Here is an 18,041-nt window from a genome sequence, read left to right on the forward strand (position 1 = left end):
TCAGGCCCTCAGTCCTAGTTCCTGTGGATAAGGATCGAAATAGGATTGTTGTGCCAAGTACGCATTAGGAAAATGCCGCAAATGGTGTTTAAGCAATGTCACCGGTGCCAGCAAAGGAACCCGCCCTAATCGGTAATTGTCAATCTGCTGGCTGAGCTCGTGTTTATCTGCAGAGGTTAAATCACGTTTGAAGTACCCTTGCATATGCATCAGCACATTGGTGTGCTTACGTCTGTTGGTCGGTTTAGACAAGGCCTGCATAACCAGAGCCAGGTATTCCTGTGCTATGGTATGTTCCTGACCTTTGGCCTTAGCAACCAATCGCCCCAAAGAACGATACAGCACCGGGCTGTATGCCATTACTAATAATTTATGCCGACTGTGAAACTTCACCAAGGTATTGACGCTTAGACTATCCAGCACCTGATGTCTGAATTCGTGGTAAACAAACACCCTGGTGATAAAGCTTTCGCGTAAACCGGCGTCATTCAGTCGCCCATCTTCCTCAACTGGCAGGTGTGGAAAATGCTCCTTGAGTAACTGGGTAAAAAGCCCCTGACCACTGCGGTGCAATAGTTGCCCTTCACTGTCGTACACTTTGATACGCTCCATACCGCAACTGGGACTCTTAGCCGCCACCACATAGCCATCCAATTGCTCAAGTACAGGCAACTTTTTGGCAAAAAATGTCCGCATAGCGTCGGTATGATCTATTAACCCATTACGTGAATCAGTCAGATGAATGCCATCGGTCATTTCACGCAGGTGGATAGTCGGACGAGGCACTGGCATGCCAATGCCAACTTCCGGACAAATTGGCTGATAAGTAACGTGGGGCTGCAGTTGCCGGGTTACAAAAGTCGATTGTTTGTGACCACCGTCATAGCGAACCTGATCACCCATAACGCAAGCGCTGACGCCAATTTTTGGCATGGATATTCTCGGTAGATTGCTTCTTAATAGCTTAACTTACGAGAAATACTGCCGCCAGGATCACTTAGCCCGTTTTTTTCCGTTGCTGCGCCTACCGGCGATCACATCATCACGATTGACGACGATAGTTTCAGGACCGAGCTCCTGTTCCCCTAACTGATAGGTATTGTCACCCATTTTACGCAAGACTTTGGCGGTGCGACCTTGATATGGTCCGCGTTTAATATACACACAGCGTCCCAGCAAACTGGGCGGCGGGCTTGGTAGATCGGGTTGGGCTTTAGTTACAGGCATGCAAACCTCACACAAAAATCGCTATACAAAACCAGGCCGAACACAGGAAAAAGGCGCAGGTCAATCAGGTCAAATTGCAATTCGCATTAGTCTGAAACGAACAGACAAAAAGGAGTGGCTGCATTGGCAGGAATTTTAATAGAAAACGGCAAAAACGATAGTACCGCCATGTATAAATACCCATAGCGAGGTATTACCAAAAATACTTTATGAGGCTTGAAAACAATAAGGCGCACATTACGTGCGCCTTATATTGCTTAAGCCTGTGGTTCGGAGTTTTCCACCCGGCTCTTAAGCTTCTGACCAGGTCGGAAGGTCACAACCCTTCTGGCTTTGATTGGAATATCTTCGCCGGTTTTGGGATTACGCCCAGGACGCTCGTTCTTCTGGCGAAGGTCAAAGTTGCCGAATCCGGACAGTTTAACCTGCTCACCGGATTCTAAAGCTTCCCTGACTTCCTCAAAAAAGGATTCAACCAGGTCTTTAGCGTCACGTTTATTCATGCCCAGCTTTTCGAACAAATGTTCAGCCATATCGGCTTTCGTCAGCGCCATAAACTCAATCCCTCAGAGATGCCTCAAATTGCTCTGACAACGCGGCCAGAATTCGCTCTACCACAGCTTGAATCTCATGCTCTTCAAGGGTTCTCGCTGGGTCCTGCAGTGTCAAGGAAATCGCCAGGCTCTTATACCCCTCAGCAATGCCCTTACCTCTGTATAGGTCAAACAAGTTTAGGCCAACTAGCTGATTTCCACCAAATTTTTCTATGCAAGCAAGTATGTCAGCGACAGTATGGCTGTCCTTGACCAGCAATGCAATATCCCTGCGGTTGGCAGGATAGCGTGAAATCTCTTTGGCCTGTGGAATACGTCGCTCACTGAGTGCATCCAATTCCAGCTCAAACACGTAAGTACGGCCATTTAGTTTAAGCTCTTTTTCAAACTGAGGGTGAATCGCACCCAACAGTCCGATCTGCTTGCCATTGCGGTACACTGCGGCCGCCTGACCTGGGTGTAACGCACTGTGTTCTACCGCTTTAAAGCTGAATTCATCAGGGGCAGCAGCGGTTGCAATCAAGGCTTCCACCGCGGCTTTAATATCAAAGAAATCTACCGCCGCTGTGGTCATATCCCAATGTTCCGTCTGGCGAATACCCGCCAGTACGCCACCGATCACTGCCTGCTGAGACACCCCTGCCGCTTCATTGGCATCGGGTAAGAAACGCAAACCGGTTTCGAACAGCGCAACCTGGCTTTGCTGGCGCTTCTGGTTATATGACACGGCTTGTAACAATCCGGGCCACAAGCTCAAACGCATAGAGGACATCTCTACCGAAATAGGATGCGGCAACTCCAGGGCGTTTAGATCAGGGTACAGGCTCTTCTGCACCTTAGGATCCACAAATGAATAAGTGATGGCTTCCTGGTAACCCAAGCTGACCAGACGCTGTTTCATCAGCATCAACGGCGTATTACGTTCCTGGTGTTTAGACATCTGCAAGCTGGCAGAAGGCGCAGCCGGCGGAATATTGTGATAACCATAAACCCTGGCCACTTCTTCAATCAGATCTTCGGCTATTGCGATGTCGAAACGGTAGCTGGGTACATCAACGGTCCAACTTTCCTGACCTTGCTGAACATTCAATCCCAGGCGCTGAAAAATATCCGTGACTTTATCGGTATCGATATGAATGCCGATCAATCTGTCCAGATTGGCACGCTGCAATGTCACCTGGCGCTCTGCTGGCAAGTGCGCTTCGCTCACTGCTTCAACGACTGGCCCGGCCTGACCACCAACAATGCTCAACAACAATGCTGTGGCACGTTCCATTGCCTCACGCTGTAGCTTATAGTCAACGCCGCGCTCGTAACGGTGTGACGCATCGGTATGTAAACCATACTGACGTGCCCTGCCTTTAATAGCGTCCGGCGCAAAAAAAGCGCTTTCGAGGAAGATATGCTTGGTTTGAGCCGTCACACCTGAATGCTCACCACCAAAGATACCCGCCATGGCCAGCGCTTTGTGTTCATCCGCGATCACTAAGGTATTGTCAGCCAGCTCAACTTCCTGACCATCTAGTAACACCAGCTTTTCCTTGTCCTTGGCTAAACGGACCTGCACTTCGCCCTGCAGTACGTCGTTATCAAAAGCATGCATAGGGTGGCCAAGTTCGAGTAACACATAGTTAGTCACATCCACCACAGGATCAATGCTACGCACGCCACTGCGGCGCAGCCGCTCCTTCATCCAGGTTGGCGTTTTGGCCTGCATGTCTACGTTTTCAATTACGCGGCCCAAATAACGAGGGCAAGCTTGCTGGGCCTGTAACACAATACCGCGCTTATGTGTGATTTGTGCGGGCACAGGCTCAACAGCCACGGACTGAACAGGCAGCTGATTCAATACACCCACTTCGCGAGCTAGCCCTTTGATACCTAAACAATCAGCGCGGTTAGGCGTCAGATCCACTTCAATGCTGACATCATCAAGCTGCAGGTATTCACGGATGTCCTGACCTATTGGGGCATCCAGCGGCAGTTCAATAATCCCGTCGTGATCATCAGACAAACCAAGTTCCGAGGCCGAACACAACATGCCATGAGAAGGCTGACCACGCAGCTTGGCTTTCTTGATTTTAAAGTCGCCCGGCAGTACCGCGCCAACCACTGCGACAACCACTTTCAAGCCCAAACGGCAGTTTGGTGCTCCACAGACGATATCTAACAGCTCATCGCCGCCTACATTTACCTTAGTGACGCGTAGTTTATCGGCGTCAGGGTGCTGACCACAGTCCACTACCTCACCAACCACAACACCACTGAACTCGGGTGCCACCGCTTCAATGCCGTCGACTTCCAAGCCCGCCATGGAAAGCTGCTCAGATAATTGTTCGGTAGAAATAGCAGGGTTAACCCATTCTCTTAACCACTTTTCACTGAATTTCATGCTGCTATTAATTCCTAGTTAAACTGTTTCAAGAAGCGCAGGTCGTTTTCGAAGAATGCACGCAAGTCATTCACTTCATAGCGTCGCATGGTCAGACGCTCGATCCCCATTCCAAAGGCAAAACCTGTATAGATCTCGGGGTCGATATTCACGGCACGCAATACGTTGGGATGCACCATCCCGCAGCCTAACACTTCAAGCCATTTACCACTGCTGGTTCTAACATCCATTTCCGCTGAAGGCTCAGTAAAAGGAAAATAAGATGGGCGGAAACGTACTTCCAAATCTTCTTCGAAGAAGTTGCGCACGAAATCGCTAAGGATACCTTTCAGGTCTGCAAAACTGACATTCTTATCCACCATCAGGCCTTCAACCTGATGGAACATTGGGGTATGGGTCTGATCGTAATCGTTACGATACACGCGCCCTGGCGAGATAATCCGAATAGGCGGCTTCTGCATTTCCATGGTACGAATTTGGACACCGGAGGTTTGCGTGCGCAACATCAAATCCGGATTGAAATAAAAGGTATCGTGGTTAGCCCGTGCCGGGTGATCGGCAGGAATGTTCAACGCATCAAAGTTGTGAAATGCATCTTCGATTTCTGGCCCCTGTTTAACAGAGAAGCCTAATTCCGCAAAGAAACTTTCAATGCGTTCAATGGTGCGGCTAACCGGATGCAGTCCACCACTGGCCTTGCCGCGGCCAGGTAAGGTAACGTCCACCCGTTCCTGACCCAATTTGGCATCCAGTTCCTGACGACGCAGGAGCTCGGATCGCTCGTGAATCAGCTGTTGAACCCCTTGTTTGGCTTTGTTGATCTGCTCACCAGCAGCAGGACGTTCTTCTGCGGACAGTTTCCCAAGGCCCTTCAGCAGCTCTGTCAGCTTGCCTTTTTTGCCAAGGAATTCGACCCTGACCTTATCCAACTCGACCATGTCGGTGGCGTTGGCCACCAATTCTGCGGCCTCTTTGCTTATGGCTTCAAGATCCATGTTTTCCTCAATTTCAATGCATCTGGCTATGCGCGGCCTCAGAATTGCCGCACAAAAAGAATAAAACGCAGAATTCTACACGAAAGTACGTTTTTCCCGCTAGGTAAATGCTTAAAAAAGAGCTAAAAATAAGGAAGTTAAAAGGTGTAAATCAAACAGTCGTATAGCTTTACCGATGTTTGTTAGCAACAAGTAAACCCGGCGTAAACTATCGTTCAACGTGAGGTTCGGGCGTTTCATCAAAAGGCCTGACCTGAGAGCCCAAAATATACTGTATAATCTGCGCTCTTGTGATCAGAGTTGGGCAAGCCTGCTCTGTGTTGTTCGCATCGTGCGCCTTAAGGCGTACTCCGGGTTTGTTGTTGTCGGCAAGGGGCCTTCCGTCCTTGCCGTATGTCCCCGGTATAAAGGAAGTAATTCGTTTTTATGAAAGTTTATACAGCAAGGCAAGCTATTCTTAATCGACGCCAACAGACCGTCGCTTACGAATTGTTTTTCAGGGACGGCATCGAAAATGCGTTTCCCCGCCACGTCAAGCCAGATGTGGCCACCAGCAGGCTGGTCTTAAATCAGCACCTGAATATCGGTTTTAAAAACCTGTGCCGTAATAAAATGGCGCTGATTAACTTTTCCCAGCAAAGCTTACTTGATCACGTCCCAGCACTCCTTCCTCCAAAGGATATTGTGATTGAGGTACTGGAGGACGTAGAGCCGAACGATGAGATCTACGCGGCATGTCGGCAATTATTCCATGCCGGCTACCGCTTTGCCCTTGATGATTTCGTTTATCACCCGGATTGGGAACGCTTTTTAAACTTCGCCAAGCTGATTAAGTTTGATATCCAGCGCACCAGCTTGGACGACGTCGCGGCCCTTTTGCCATTGCTGCGTATGCGCAAGGGCGTGCGCTTTCTTGCTGAGAAAATCGAAACCCATGAGGAATTTACCCAGGCTAAAGACCTGGGGTTTGATTTTTTTCAGGGCTATTTCTTCTGTGTGCCAGAAATGGTGGAACACACGGATATTGAAGCCCAGCATCACATGATACTGGCCATTTATCTGGAAGTGCTCAAACCTAACTTCAGTTACAGCAAACTGGCCATGTACTTTGAGCGAGATTTGTCACTCTCCTATAAACTACTGCGATTTATCAATTCGGGACTGTTCGACGTGCGCGAGCCCATAGGCTCAATTAAGCAGGCACTGATTTATCTTGGCGAAGAACAGGCCCGCAAGTTTATTTGTCTTATCGCTACCGCGCATCTGGGCGGCAACAATAAGCCACTAGAACTGATTCGCATGTCAATTCTGCGCGCACGTTTTTGCGAACTGCTTTGCGCTAAAGTCGCGCCAGCGCTAACAGGTATGGCGTTTCTATGCGGATTGTTTTCCCTGGTTGATGCACTACTGGGACAGCCCATGGACCAGGTACTGGAGCGCTTACCACTGGAAGACGAAGTCAAGCAGGCACTACTCAGTCAACCAGGCACACTTTGTTCAGTGCTGGCGCTGGTTAAAGCATACGAAAGTGGTAGCTGGTTCTGGACACAAAAACATAGCAATGCGTTAAAACTTGAAGAGAATATTCTGCCCGACCTATATAGCCAGGCAGTGCAATGGTCAGAGGCTTTTGAAGCCAATACATCCGGAAAGTAAGCGCAATTGCGCACCTATCCAGATTAAGCTTTCAGTTTAAGCACATAGCCCAACGCCCCGCGAATTGCCGCCACTTGCGCCTGGATACATTGTTCGGGCGTTGCCTTGGGGCTATCGGGATACACTTCTGTGGTTGTCACATACAAGGCATCGGTTACCCCGGCGCACAAACCCAACTTTTTCGTGTCGTAATTGACCACACCAAACTGAACAAGCGGCGAACCTATCAGTTGGTTATTCTCATCAGCCTCGGCAATATGTGTGACGTCTTGTACAGCATCCAGCACGGCCCGCTGAAATTGTGGCATTGGACTAAAGGTGTCGCCGACCAGATAGAAACCATCCGGAATATTCCAGTTGTCATGGGTTTTGCCATCTCTGGCCGCCAGCGCAGGGCGAAACTCAGAGTTATCGGTGTCTGTGGTCTCGTGCAGGTCAATGTGCATAGTCACAGCCACATCCATTTTGCGCAACCAATGCATCAACGCCACCGACTCTCCGGCTTTGCTACCTACATAGAAAGAACGGTTAGGGTCAATGGCATCAGGGTTCCAACGGTTAATAGTTTCATAACCCCAAGGACTGATGCAGGGGGCAATCAACAAATTCACTTTGCCCAAATAATCAGCCGCATGGCGTTGTGCAAAACGCAAAGCACCTTGCACGCCACTGGTTTCGTAGCCATGTACGCCGCCGGTAACTAATGCAGTGGGCAGCTCTGGCTGCCAGTTTTTGCTGCGTAGCCCCCACAAGGCATAGTCACCGTCGGAATAAACTAACTGCCCGTATTGCTCCAGATTAAACGTATCCTGCAAGGCCAGAATGTGCCTTTCCACCTCATCAGCATAAGAACGTTGAATGCGCTGACTGGCCAGCCAAGCTGATTTTTCACTTGCGCCCCAGGGCTGACCTGGCGTGCCGATTGGATAAGGATTTGAAGACATAAACTGCATGACTCAATAACAAGATTATTTACATCCTAGCAAAATGTCACTGACTGGCATAAGTCACAATAACTAAAGCTGGTTCATCTGCCTAGAAAAGCACCAACACACCGCGCCAACCAGCGGGGTGACAGCCTTCAAGGCATTCGTTAAAATGGCCACCCTTTTCTTTTGGCCCCGTGTAGTATGATTTCATCCGGTAAAGACGCTATTTATTCCAGCCCCTTGGGCCGGGTTTCTGATTTTCGCTTTGACGAAAATGTCGCCGAAGTCTTTCCGGATATGATCCAGCGCTCAGTCCCCGGCTACAGCACCATAGTAGACGCCATAGGCCAAATGGCCGGCCGTTATGTGCAATCCGGTTCTAGATTGTACGATCTGGGCTGCTCATTAGGGGCGGTAAGCTTAGCGGCCAGTCGCTATATCCAGGCCCCAGATTGCCGGATAATAGGCGTAGACAACTCACAAGCCATGGTGGAACGTTGTCAGCGCCATATTCAGGCGTTTAAATCTGAAGTACCCATTGAAGTGCTATGCGACGACCTACAAAACATTGCTATCCACAATGCCTCTATGGTGGTGATGAACTTTACCTTGCAGTTTATCGAACCGGATCAGCGCCAGGCCATCATCCAGGGTATTTATGATGGTTTAAATCCCGGCGGCATCCTGGTGTTATCAGAGAAGATCCGTCATCCCTCAGAGCAAGGTAATGAGCTGTTAATTGAATTGCATCATGAGTTTAAGCGTCGTAACGGCTACAGTGAGCTTGAAATCAGCCAGAAGCGCACAGCCCTGGAAAACGTAATGAAAACAGACAGTTTTGAAGCGCATGCAAAACGATTACAGCAAGCCGGATTCAGCGACGTGATCTTGTGGTTTAAGTGCTTTAACTTCTCCTCTATCGTGGCCATCAAGTAGGTAAAGCATGCAACATTTTCAGGATTTTTACCGCCTTATTGCTGGCACTGAACTGTCTCCCTGGCTGGAAGTACTGCCAGCGCAGTTGGCCGATTGGTATAAGCAACATAAAACCGATCTGGATAAATGGCAGAAATTACTCAGTAAACTACCCATAACGCAGCCAGCAGATATTGATTTGCTCCGCCAGGTCAGAGTCGGTAGCGAGCACGATGTGACGCCCCATGAGCAGAAACAGATCCTGGGTCTACTGCAGCAGTTTAAGCCTTGGCGTAAAGGTCCATTTCATATCCATGGTGTGCATATTGATACCGAGTGGCGTTCTGATTGGAAATGGGACAGAGTGCTCCCCCATTTAAGTCCTTTGGCCGGGCGTTCCGTGTTGGATGTAGGCTGTGGCAGCGGCTATCACTTGTGGCGCATGCGTGGTGAAGGTGCAAAATTGGCAGTTGGCGTTGACCCTTATCCGCTATTTTTAATGCAGTTCATGATTCTTAATCACTTTATTGGCGACGATGGCGTATTTCAGCTCCCTCTTGGGATCGAAGCTTTGCCTGAACTAAAGAGTTTCGATACGGTGTTTTCCATGGGTGTGCTGTATCACAGAAAGAGCCCGCTGGACTTCTTACAACAGCTCAAAAGCCTGCTTAGAAAAGACGGTGAATTGGTATTAGAGACCCTGGTGGTAGATGGCGATGCACAGACCGTATTGCTGCCCGGCGAGCGCTATGCCCAGATGCGTAATGTGTGGTTTATTCCAAGCGTAGCGGCACTGGAAAACTGGCTGGCGCGGGTGGGCTTTAGTGACATCCGTACGGTAGATGTGTCCACCACCAGTTTGGATGAGCAGCGCAGTACAGAATGGATGCGCACCCATTCACTGAAAGACTTCCTGGATCCCAACGACTTAAGCAAGACCATTGAAGGCTACCCTGCTCCAGTACGGGCCGTCACTATTGCCAAAGCCTGAGCAAGTATTTAGCCGCCTGGCGTAAGGCGACTAAGCAACCTCAGGTGCCGATAAGGCCTTACTGTAAAAGCCCGAAGGATCAAAGCAGCATACCCGTTTCTTTCCCGACGCCAACATGTTACAGGCGTCCTGAATACGCTTTGCCCTGGTTTTGGCCTGTTTAGCCGTGGTTATCCAATGCAGCCAATCAACCCGGGCAAGCGTGGTGGTTGCCTGCCAGGTGGCTTGCGCCTCTGGCACAGTGTTTAATGCTTGCTGAAAATCAGCAGGAAGCTCGGGCTCAGGCTCTTCAGCCACCGCCTGTATCTCAAATTCAACCACATCACCAAAGCTCACGGAAGCGGCCTGCATGAGTGCGAGATTGACTTTAAGCCAATGGCTCTTTCGGCCATCTGGCTCCAGTTGTGCGGTAAAACTGTGGCTATTGATGTATCCGTCTATACTGGTTCGACCGCGCCTGGGCAGCTTTTCACTGACATCGAGCGGCAACACAATAAATGACCATTCTTCATTGCCCGAATCTTTCGGACGCAACAATTCAGCATGAAATTGTGATTTAGTATCTCGGGCCATAAATGCCTCCTGAATTTCCATATTGCAGCCAGCCAATTTTTCACCGACCCAGCTTAGCATCTTGGCGGAATGCCTTGTCAAGGTGGCCAATATAGCGCCTAAGAAACAGCCAAACAGCAATTTTCTTCAATACGTCGCCCTGACATCCAGACAGACTGCCCCCAACCAACTGATTAAGGAGCGGTATGAGCTTTGCCATGCTTTTATCTATGGGGGCGTTTGCACTGGCAGCGTCAATCTCACCTGGCCCGGTTAACCTGGTCTGTTTAAGCAGCGGAACCCGCTACCCAGTAGCACAAGGGCTGATATTCGTCACCGGCGCAACGCTGGGCTTTGTGCTGTTGTTTCTGGCCATTGGCTTGGGCCTTTATTCGGCTATGCAGCTTGTGGCTGGGCTTGATAACCTGCTGCGCTGGCTGGGTGCGGTGTTTTTACTGTATTTAAGTCTGCAACTAATGCGTGATAACGGCCGTTTATCTGACGATCGCAAACTTAGCGCCCCCGGTTTTTTCACCGGCGCGCTGATGCAATGGCTTAATCCTAAAGCCTGGCTGGCGTCAGCGTCCGGCATTGCCGCCTACACTAATGGCCAGGATATATGGCAGGTGGCCGTATTCGCCGGGCTGTATCTGCCGATTTGCTGGCTGTCACTAAGCTGCTGGGTCTATGCCGGAGCCTACTTGCAGCGCCATGTTCACCGCCCTCTAACCATGATAATTATCAACCGCACTCTGGCGCTGCTACTTGCATTGAGTACGCTGTATCTGTTGTTCGGGTAAAGATTGACGATACTGTTTAGGCGTAGCCGCCACCAGTCGCTTAAAGGTACGCTGAAAATGCGCCTGGTCGGCAAAGCCCAGTTCCAAGGCCGTTTGTGCAATGGGTTGGCCCTGCTTTAACGCGTGCTGACCCAGTTGTACCCGACAATTCAGTAAATACGCATGAGGGGTTAACCCGAAATACTGTTTAAAAGCCCGCACCAAATGACCAGGGCTGTAGCCAGATTGCTCACATAAGCTATCCAGAGACACATCATCTGCCGCATGCATGCGAATATAATCGGCCAGTTTTTGCAGCTTTTGCGGCACAGCGGCTAACCGCGGCGCTTGGCTGTCGGCTAGTTCGAAGAACAAGGCACTGAGGTATTCCACAACCGCCACTTGCTTATCCAGCAATACACGGCTGTCATCCAACAAACAATCGGCCAGTTGGCAATAACCATCAAACCATTGGGGCTCGCGGATCACCGACGTGGTGATATCCTGCCAGTGGCAACTGCCTAGCAGCCCGGCATCAAAGCGCAGTTGAGTCAGCCAATTGGCATCGATATACAGCATCAGATAGCCCCAGGGCTGGTTATCAACCGGATTGCAGGCATGCACCCAATGGGGATTCATCATCACAAGAGTGCCAGCCGTGACCAGCACCTCCTTATCCTGATAAACAAAGGTACTGCACCCCTCGGTGATCGCCCCCAAAGACCACTGCAGGTGACTATGCGGCGCATAACAAACCTTGCGCCCTTCCCTGACAACCCGCAGCTCCACATAAGGCATACGAGGGTCTCGCCAAAACAAGGGGCCACTGCTTTGGGCCATAGTCAAACTCCTGCTCACTATTCACTCGCGAGTTTAGTTGTGTTGCAACACATTGATTAAGGTGCCTTGCGGGTCGCGAATATAGAAGCGGCGCACGCCCCAGGGTTCAAAGGTCGGGCCGTATTCAAGAGCAATACCGGCGGCTTTCACGCGGCTAAGCACCGCATCCAGATCATCCACTTCGATAGACAAATCCGGCACTTCAGTATCAGCGCCGCCTTGTGAAGCCAGACTGATTTGCGTGGTCATGCTATTGCCGGCACTTAAGGTCTTGATCCAGCCATGATCCATCACCAGTTCCAAGTCAAAAATAGCAGTATAAAATGCACAGGCCTTATCCGTATCCGGTGCAGAGATATTGGCTACAATTCGTTTTACCGCCATTGTTATGCTCCTGCCTGTATGCTGCTTGGCTTCAACCCTAACATAGTCATCAGCTGAATTTAAAAACGCGTTACAAATTGTCTCGAAATTGATAGTACTGTGCGATTCAAGACATCAGTTTGACTTCAATAAAGCCAACTGCCGGGCTAAAAAGTTCAGGGCTGTTTTTCCAGCAACGCTTTGATACTGCTCACCACCAAATCCAGGTCAGCAATATGCAAGTGGTGTTGTTCCGATTCTGAATAGACCACTTGCGCCGCCGTTGAGAGCTTCAGAAAATTCACCTCGGCACTTCCATATAACCGCGCCATTTTCGCCGCAATATCTGCTGGCACAAATTCCGGGTCATAAGGCTTGTCGTCCGGTTTTGCGCGCAGAATGATCAGAGGTTTGTCGCCCACAGTAGGTTATTGACCTTTATAGCGTTTTCTGCGCCTTAACTATCTCAATGGTATGAGTCAAAAGGTCCTGGCCACCGGGCAAGCCATGGCCAGGGATGACTAATTCAGCCTTAGGATACTGCTGCAAAATCCGGGTGACCGACACCGGCCACTCGGCCAGATCTGCATGTGAGGTGTTACCGGCGTTCTGACGCGCCAGTTCATGCACGGCGCAGCCACCAAATAAAACTTTAGCCTCTGGCACATACACGGCCAGATTATCCGGCGCGTGGCCATGGCCGGGGTAAAACAATTCAACCGGACCAAATTGCAAGGAATCGCCGCTGGCTGATAAGGCTGGCAATGTGTTCTGTGGTATTTCATTGCCTTCAGCTTTAGCCAATTGGCGGGTTAACAAGGTGGCATAGGTTTTCACCCCTGCCAGCTTAAGCACCTCCACGCCTTCCACCCTGTCATCGTGAAAATGGGTGGAAATAGCACGGGTAACCGGCAAACCAATCTGCACTTTTATTTCATGCAGCAACGCGCGGGTGTTCTCTGCACCCCAGGCCGTATCAATTAACAGCAGTTCGTTACCCTCTTTGACTATCAGTCCATTTGATGGATAAAGCACGCCGTTGTAGTCGTGGGTGGCAATATGGCTCCATACCCCGTCAGCCAGCTTAAACAGGCGCACTTCCCCTTCCGGGATCTCTGCTGCCTGAGGGTATCCATCCAGTCGCTCTGCGCCGTTGGCTACCACAGTGATGGCACAAAATGACAGGGAAAATAGGCGAAATGTCGGGAAAAATCGAAAACGGCTAGACATAACAACATCCTTACTTTGGACAGCCACCAGGCTTATCCTTTCTTACTGGTTAGTGTCGAGGGAGTCGCCAAACTATAAAGAGTTGTGAGCCCGGCGCCAATAAAAAAGCCAGGAGACTGCCACTAGTGGTTAAGGCAGCGAAAGCTGTCGAATCGCCTATTACCGCTTATCATAAAAAAGGCGGCCAACCGGCCGCCTTAACATTTGACTGTATTTAGTGCTCGTGCACCCAGTGCAACGAGCGGGCTTTGGCCTCCAGATTTTGCTGGGTTTGCACCGGCATACTCTGTACCTTGCTGTTTTCAAAGAAAAACGCCTTGCGCTTATCTTTGCTGCCCACCTCGTTCATGGTTTTCGCATCGTAAATACGGCCGTTAAGCACGGTGTAATCCACATATTCTGAGCGTTTAAGGTCGCTTAGCACATCGCCGTCTATCACCACCATATCGGCAAGCTTACCGACCTCCAGGCTACCTATGTCTTTATCCATACCCAAGTGTTTAGCGCCATCGATAGTGCCGCCACGTATAGCCTCCCAAGGAGTAAAACCGCCCTGCTGCATATGCCACAGCTCCCAATGTGCGCCCAGCCCCGGACGCTGACCGTGCGCACCAATATGCACGCTGACCCCATTGTCGCGCAGCTTTTTCGCGTAAGCGGCTACATCAAAGTGGTGGTATTGCTCATCCGGCGCGGTGGGGCGGCGAATAGCGCGGCTATCCAGCATATAATGCGGGGTATAACGCAGCAGGCGCTCGTTCTTCCACACCTCGGTTTTATCGTACCAATACTCTTCACCCATAATAGTGCCCATGGTCACCACAAAGGTGGGAGTGTAGCCGTAGCCCGATGCTGCCCAAAGCTGGGTCACATCGGAATAGGCATTGGACAGCGGGATGGAGTGTTCGAGACCGGTATGGCCGTCAACCAGCATGGTCATATCCAGCAGGAAGCGACCTGCCCCTTCTGGCACCACCATCATGCCCAGATCCTTACCAGCAGCAATAATCTGCTGGCGCACATCACGGCGTGGCTGGTTATAGCTTTTCACCGAAATCGCACCCACGTCTTTCAGACGCTGCAAATGGAATTTGGCATCACCGGCGTCATCAAAAATGGCTTTGATGGATGGCCAGTTGGCGCCATATAAAATGGTGCCGGTGGAATAAATACGTGGGGCGATGATCTCGCCAGCCTTTTGCATTTCGGACGCCGAGAATATTTCTGTGGTGTCGTTAGATGGGTCGTGAATGGTGGTCACGCCAAAGGCCACATCGGCAAAGTTACGCCAGTTCTGACGCGGGATAATTTCATCACTGCCTTGCGAGCCGTGCGCATGGGCATCAATCAGCCCAGGGATCACCGTTTTGCCACTGATATCCAGTACCTGGGCGCTACGAGGGATCTCCACTTCACCTTGCTTGCCAATAGCCTTAATGCGGTTGTTCTCAATCAGCACCACACCGTTTTCTATCACTTCCTGGCTTTGGTTGGCATCGCGCATGGTTACCAAACGCCCGCCCACCAAGGCTTTCAGCCCGCCCGGCTTATCCGCTTTATGTTTAAACGACAGATCAATCCCTTCGCTGACCGGCTCTGGCAAGGTGTCGGGAGCGCCGTCGACAAAACTAAAGGCCTCTTTTAGTTCACGTTCAAACAACAGCGGCCCATGGTGCCAGCTTAAGGCCTGATTGTCGGCCCGCCAGGTCAGAAACTCACCGGCACGGCTGGATACTTGCTTAACCGGCAGCGAGCTCATGGTTGGTCCCACCGTTAACAGCTTGCCGGTCTCGGCATAGGGGGCAATATAGGCATTGTACTGATAGGTAAAGGCCAGCCACTTACGGTCGTGAGATAAACGGAACTCCACCGCCTGGTCGCCGCCATCCAAGTGTTCACGCTTATCTTTACCGTCCAGATTAACGCTCACCAGTTTAGTATTTGTGGAGGAAGGCTCGGTAAAATATACCCGGCTGTTATCACCGGCAAAATGCGGTGCAGAGCCACTATTCACCAGCTTGCGGTTTTCACCGCTTTTGATATCCGCCAGATAAATACCAGGCTCCAGCGACCACTCGGGGCTCAGCAGATAACCGCCAGTGAACTTACGATACACCACCTGGCTACCGTCTAGATTAAAGCTTGGCTCGGCATAATGGCCGGGCTGCGCGCTCACCACTTTGCTGCGCCCGCCTTTGGCGGGAATCACTCTGACCTCACCCAACTTTTGGTCATTCCAGGTGGTATACACAATGGATTTACCGTCATTACTAAAGCGTGGATAAAACTCATCCTGCTCGTTCTGGCTGGTCAGGCGTTTGAGCTTGCCGCTTTTAAGGTCTTTGACGTACAGCTTGCCCAGGGCTTGGAACAAGGCGGTTTTACCGTCCGGCGAAGTTTGCGCCCAGCGGATCATTTTCACATCAAATTCATCCGGCGCCACATCCACAGGGAAGCGCAGCGCCTTGGCAATCTGCTTTTCAACCTTAACGTCCACCGGCACTTGGGCCACTTCTTTACCGTTCATATTGATTTTATGGAAGGTACCGCCGGTCCAGTACAGAATCTCTTGGCTATCTGGCGTCCAGTCGAAATAAGCAAAGTATCCTTCCGAGCCAAAACCTTCCTGCATGTCGCGCTCAAGTTTATCGGTCAGCAGGGTTTCACGGCCGGAGGTTAAGTCCATCACAAACAAGCCGGTGTTTTCTCTTACCCGGCGCACAAAAGCCAGTTGCTTGCCATCCGGCGACGGGGTGGGCACAACCGCGCCACCTACCCCACTTACCAAAGTGATATCCTCGCCAGTTTGCCGGTCATAGCGACGAATAGCGAAAATGCTCTTCAGCGGGTCGCGGTTATATTCAAAGGTACCGCCTGGGCTCATGTCCTTGGTGTAATAGATGTAGCGGCCATCCGGGGAAAAGGCCGGGTCGGCCTGGTTTTGCTGCTCGGTTTTGCCGTTATCCCGCTCTTTAATGGGCAAGCCGCTGCCACCGCTATGGTGAAACAGCCAAATCTCTCCGGCTGGAATACTGCGAGTGGAAACCTTACCTATGGTCGCCGCAATATACTGGCCATCCGGGCTCCACTTGGGGGAATGCACCACATCTTTTTGAACTTTGGTGACTTGCTTAAGATCGCTGCCATCGAGCTTCATGGTCCACACGTTGGTATTGCCATCGCGGTCCGAAATAAACGCTATGCGCTGGCCATCCGGGCTAATGGCCGGATGCACGTTAAAGGCCAGATCATTAGTCAGCGCCTTAGCGCTACCGCCTTTGATATCACTGATATACAGGTCGCCCAGCATATCAAACACAAACTGCTTGCCGTTTGGGCTGATATCCAAACTCGACCAGGTGGTTTGATTGGTACTGATGCTGACGCTGGTCATCTCCAGCGGTGGATTTAGCACATCCCATTTGGGCTCTTGGTCTTTGCCATCGGTTTGTTCAGCCATCAGAGCGGGGCTGCCCAGTCCCATTATCAGGGCCAGAGCGATAGGGGTAAGTTTTCCTGTTGTCACTGTGTTCTGCCTCTTATCGTTATGTTTTATTTTGTTGTAAATCCATCATGCCAGACCTTGCCGGCAGGTCATAGCCCAAGCACTGTTGTGGCACACAAACATCTTAGACGCCTAACCAGACACGGCCAGCTTACGGGTAAATTCGGCCAATTTTTTAGGAAGGTGCTGTTGAACACTCAGAGCCATGAAGCTTTAATACAGAGGAATATGATGTCTGCGTAGTAACTGGAAAATCGGTTAGCTAGGGTTAGTAAATTGTACGCCCTGCCCGCTTTAAATACTGACTTCGTTTTCCTTGTAATTGAGTTATCGATGCGTGCCCGTTAACGCGGGGGAAGTCCATTGGGCGACTTCAAGACCTTGCTAGGCACGTCTTCATTTAAACCTATTCATATATATTGTTAATGCCTGCCACACTGCCATAAAAACAAAAAACACCATTAAAGCGTAAAACATAATTGGGCTCTCTTTTACTGTTACGTCTTCGCTGTGTCGCAATGGGATCTCTCCTGTGTACAAAAAAAGAGTGCAAAAGAACAAACAAATGAAAATAATCAAATAACTTCCATTTCGGCTTTGTTTTTCAATTTTCGCTCTTTCTTCTGGAGGAATGGCCTCTATCCTTTTTGCTTCTTCAGCGAGCAAGGCTTTAAGGCGTTGTTCAATTTCAGCTACACGCTCAGGATATCTTTCCCTGTCGATGGAGCGAAGGCATTCCTGAAGCTCTTCAATGTCATATTTAAAAAAATCTGGTTCCATATACTTACGCAATAAGTGCCTAACGAATGATATGGACTCCCCCTGACCTTTCCCGGAGTTTTGCCAAACTTATATGGCAACCATTGAGGAGAACTGTCCATGTCTGATTTCAACTATCTTTATGGCATTAATTTAGCCAAACTGAGTTTCAGTATCCATGGTGAAGACTGTCGTGGCAAGGCAGGAATTGCTTACCATCCATGTTGGATATGACACGCATATATGGACCCACTCCGCTTGCAAGACCTTTGATCACTGATGTGAGAGAAAATCATTGCTCTCATATATCCGGCCTGTTGATGGAAGATTTTTGCTTCCTGGCCCCGATGGTTA

General features: G+C 50.3%; 16 protein-coding genes and 1 pseudogene. 4 read left to right on the forward strand and 13 right to left on the reverse strand.

What is annotated here, in order from left to right:
- The 5 genes from J0A65_RS19820 to pheS form a co-directional block, all read right to left on the reverse strand.
- A complete protein-coding gene (locus J0A65_RS19820; protein WP_206596072.1) occupies window positions 1-933 on the reverse strand; it encodes a YbgA family protein in 933 nt (310 codons plus the stop codon).
- Window positions 934-993: 60 nt separating this feature from the next.
- Window positions 994-1,227 carry a DUF3912 family protein gene (locus J0A65_RS19825; RefSeq protein WP_206596073.1) on the reverse strand — a complete coding sequence of 78 codons (234 nt, stop codon included), beginning with the start codon at window positions 1,225-1,227 and terminating at the stop codon, window positions 994-996.
- A 257-nt stretch (window positions 1,228-1,484) separates the two neighbouring features.
- Entirely contained in the window at window positions 1,485-1,781 is a 297-nt protein-coding gene (locus tag J0A65_RS19830; protein ID WP_188697804.1) for an integration host factor subunit alpha, read from the reverse strand.
- Window positions 1,782-1,785: 4 nt separating this feature from the next.
- Window positions 1,786-4,173, reverse strand: coding sequence for a phenylalanine--tRNA ligase subunit beta (gene pheT, locus J0A65_RS19835; protein ID WP_206596074.1), 2,388 nt, complete (start codon window positions 4,171-4,173; stop codon window positions 1,786-1,788).
- Window positions 4,174-4,187: 14 nt separating this feature from the next.
- Window positions 4,188-5,168 carry a phenylalanine--tRNA ligase subunit alpha gene (gene pheS, locus J0A65_RS19840; protein ID WP_206596075.1) on the reverse strand — a complete coding sequence of 327 codons (981 nt, stop codon included), beginning with the start codon at window positions 5,166-5,168 and terminating at the stop codon, window positions 4,188-4,190.
- A gap of 426 nt (window positions 5,169-5,594) precedes the next feature.
- Here pheS and J0A65_RS19845 point away from each other — a divergent pair, with 426 nt between their 5' ends.
- A complete protein-coding gene (locus J0A65_RS19845; RefSeq protein WP_206596076.1) occupies window positions 5,595-6,824 on the forward strand; it encodes an EAL and HDOD domain-containing protein in 1,230 nt (409 codons plus the stop codon).
- A gap of 23 nt (window positions 6,825-6,847) precedes the next feature.
- Here J0A65_RS19845 and J0A65_RS19850 read toward each other — a convergent pair whose 3' ends face one another.
- On the reverse strand, window positions 6,848-7,768 hold the full coding sequence (locus tag J0A65_RS19850) for a M14 family metallopeptidase (RefSeq protein ID WP_206596077.1): 921 nt from the start codon (window positions 7,766-7,768) through the stop codon (window positions 6,848-6,850).
- A 189-nt stretch (window positions 7,769-7,957) separates the two neighbouring features.
- On the opposite strand from J0A65_RS19850, the gene cmoA reads away from it, so the two are divergent.
- The gene (gene cmoA / locus J0A65_RS19855; protein WP_206596088.1) at window positions 7,958-8,689 is read left to right on the forward strand and encodes a carboxy-S-adenosyl-L-methionine synthase CmoA; all 732 of its coding nucleotides are present in this window, start codon (window positions 7,958-7,960) and stop codon (window positions 8,687-8,689) included.
- A gap of 7 nt (window positions 8,690-8,696) precedes the next feature.
- Window positions 8,697-9,659, forward strand: coding sequence for a tRNA 5-methoxyuridine(34)/uridine 5-oxyacetic acid(34) synthase CmoB (cmoB, locus tag J0A65_RS19860; RefSeq protein ID WP_206596078.1), 963 nt, complete (start codon window positions 8,697-8,699; stop codon window positions 9,657-9,659).
- A 30-nt stretch (window positions 9,660-9,689) separates the two neighbouring features.
- Here cmoB and J0A65_RS19865 read toward each other — a convergent pair whose 3' ends face one another.
- Window positions 9,690-10,292: a YdeI/OmpD-associated family protein gene (locus tag J0A65_RS19865; RefSeq protein WP_232850066.1), complete on the reverse strand. Its 603-nt coding sequence runs from the start codon at window positions 10,290-10,292 to the stop codon at window positions 9,690-9,692.
- A 125-nt stretch (window positions 10,293-10,417) separates the two neighbouring features.
- Here J0A65_RS19865 and J0A65_RS19870 point away from each other — a divergent pair, with 125 nt between their 5' ends.
- Window positions 10,418-11,011, forward strand: coding sequence for a LysE family translocator (locus tag J0A65_RS19870; RefSeq protein WP_206596079.1), 594 nt, complete (start codon window positions 10,418-10,420; stop codon window positions 11,009-11,011).
- Here J0A65_RS19870 and J0A65_RS19875 read toward each other — a convergent pair.
- The 6 genes and pseudogenes from J0A65_RS19875 to J0A65_RS19900 form a co-directional block, all read right to left on the reverse strand.
- Window positions 10,973-11,830: an AraC family transcriptional regulator gene (locus J0A65_RS19875; RefSeq protein ID WP_206596080.1), complete on the reverse strand. Its 858-nt coding sequence runs from the start codon at window positions 11,828-11,830 to the stop codon at window positions 10,973-10,975. The two genes, J0A65_RS19870 and J0A65_RS19875, sit on opposite strands and share 39 nt — an antisense overlap.
- A 33-nt stretch (window positions 11,831-11,863) precedes the next feature.
- Window positions 11,864-12,214: a VOC family protein gene (locus tag J0A65_RS19880; protein WP_206596081.1), complete on the reverse strand. Its 351-nt coding sequence runs from the start codon at window positions 12,212-12,214 to the stop codon at window positions 11,864-11,866.
- Window positions 12,215-12,369: 155 nt separating this feature from the next.
- On the reverse strand, window positions 12,370-12,615 hold the full coding sequence (locus tag J0A65_RS19885; protein WP_206596082.1) for a hypothetical protein: 246 nt from the start codon (window positions 12,613-12,615) through the stop codon (window positions 12,370-12,372).
- Between the two features lie 16 nt (window positions 12,616-12,631).
- Window positions 12,632-13,354 (reverse strand): annotated as a pseudogene (gene bla, locus J0A65_RS19890) (subclass B1 metallo-beta-lactamase); the annotation flags it as partial.
- Window positions 13,355-13,637: 283 nt separating this feature from the next.
- Window positions 13,638-16,907: an amidohydrolase family protein gene (locus J0A65_RS19895; RefSeq protein WP_206596090.1), complete on the reverse strand. Its 3,270-nt coding sequence runs from the start codon at window positions 16,905-16,907 to the stop codon at window positions 13,638-13,640.
- A 417-nt stretch (window positions 16,908-17,324) separates the two neighbouring features.
- The gene (locus J0A65_RS19900; RefSeq protein WP_206596084.1) at window positions 17,325-17,708 is read right to left on the reverse strand and encodes a hypothetical protein; all 384 of its coding nucleotides are present in this window, start codon (window positions 17,706-17,708) and stop codon (window positions 17,325-17,327) included.
- Window positions 17,709-18,041 lie beyond the last annotated feature (333 nt).

It is taken from the genome of Bowmanella yangjiangensis (genome assembly GCF_017255015.1).
Taxonomy (GTDB): Bacteria; Pseudomonadota; Gammaproteobacteria; order Enterobacterales; family Alteromonadaceae; genus Bowmanella; species Bowmanella yangjiangensis.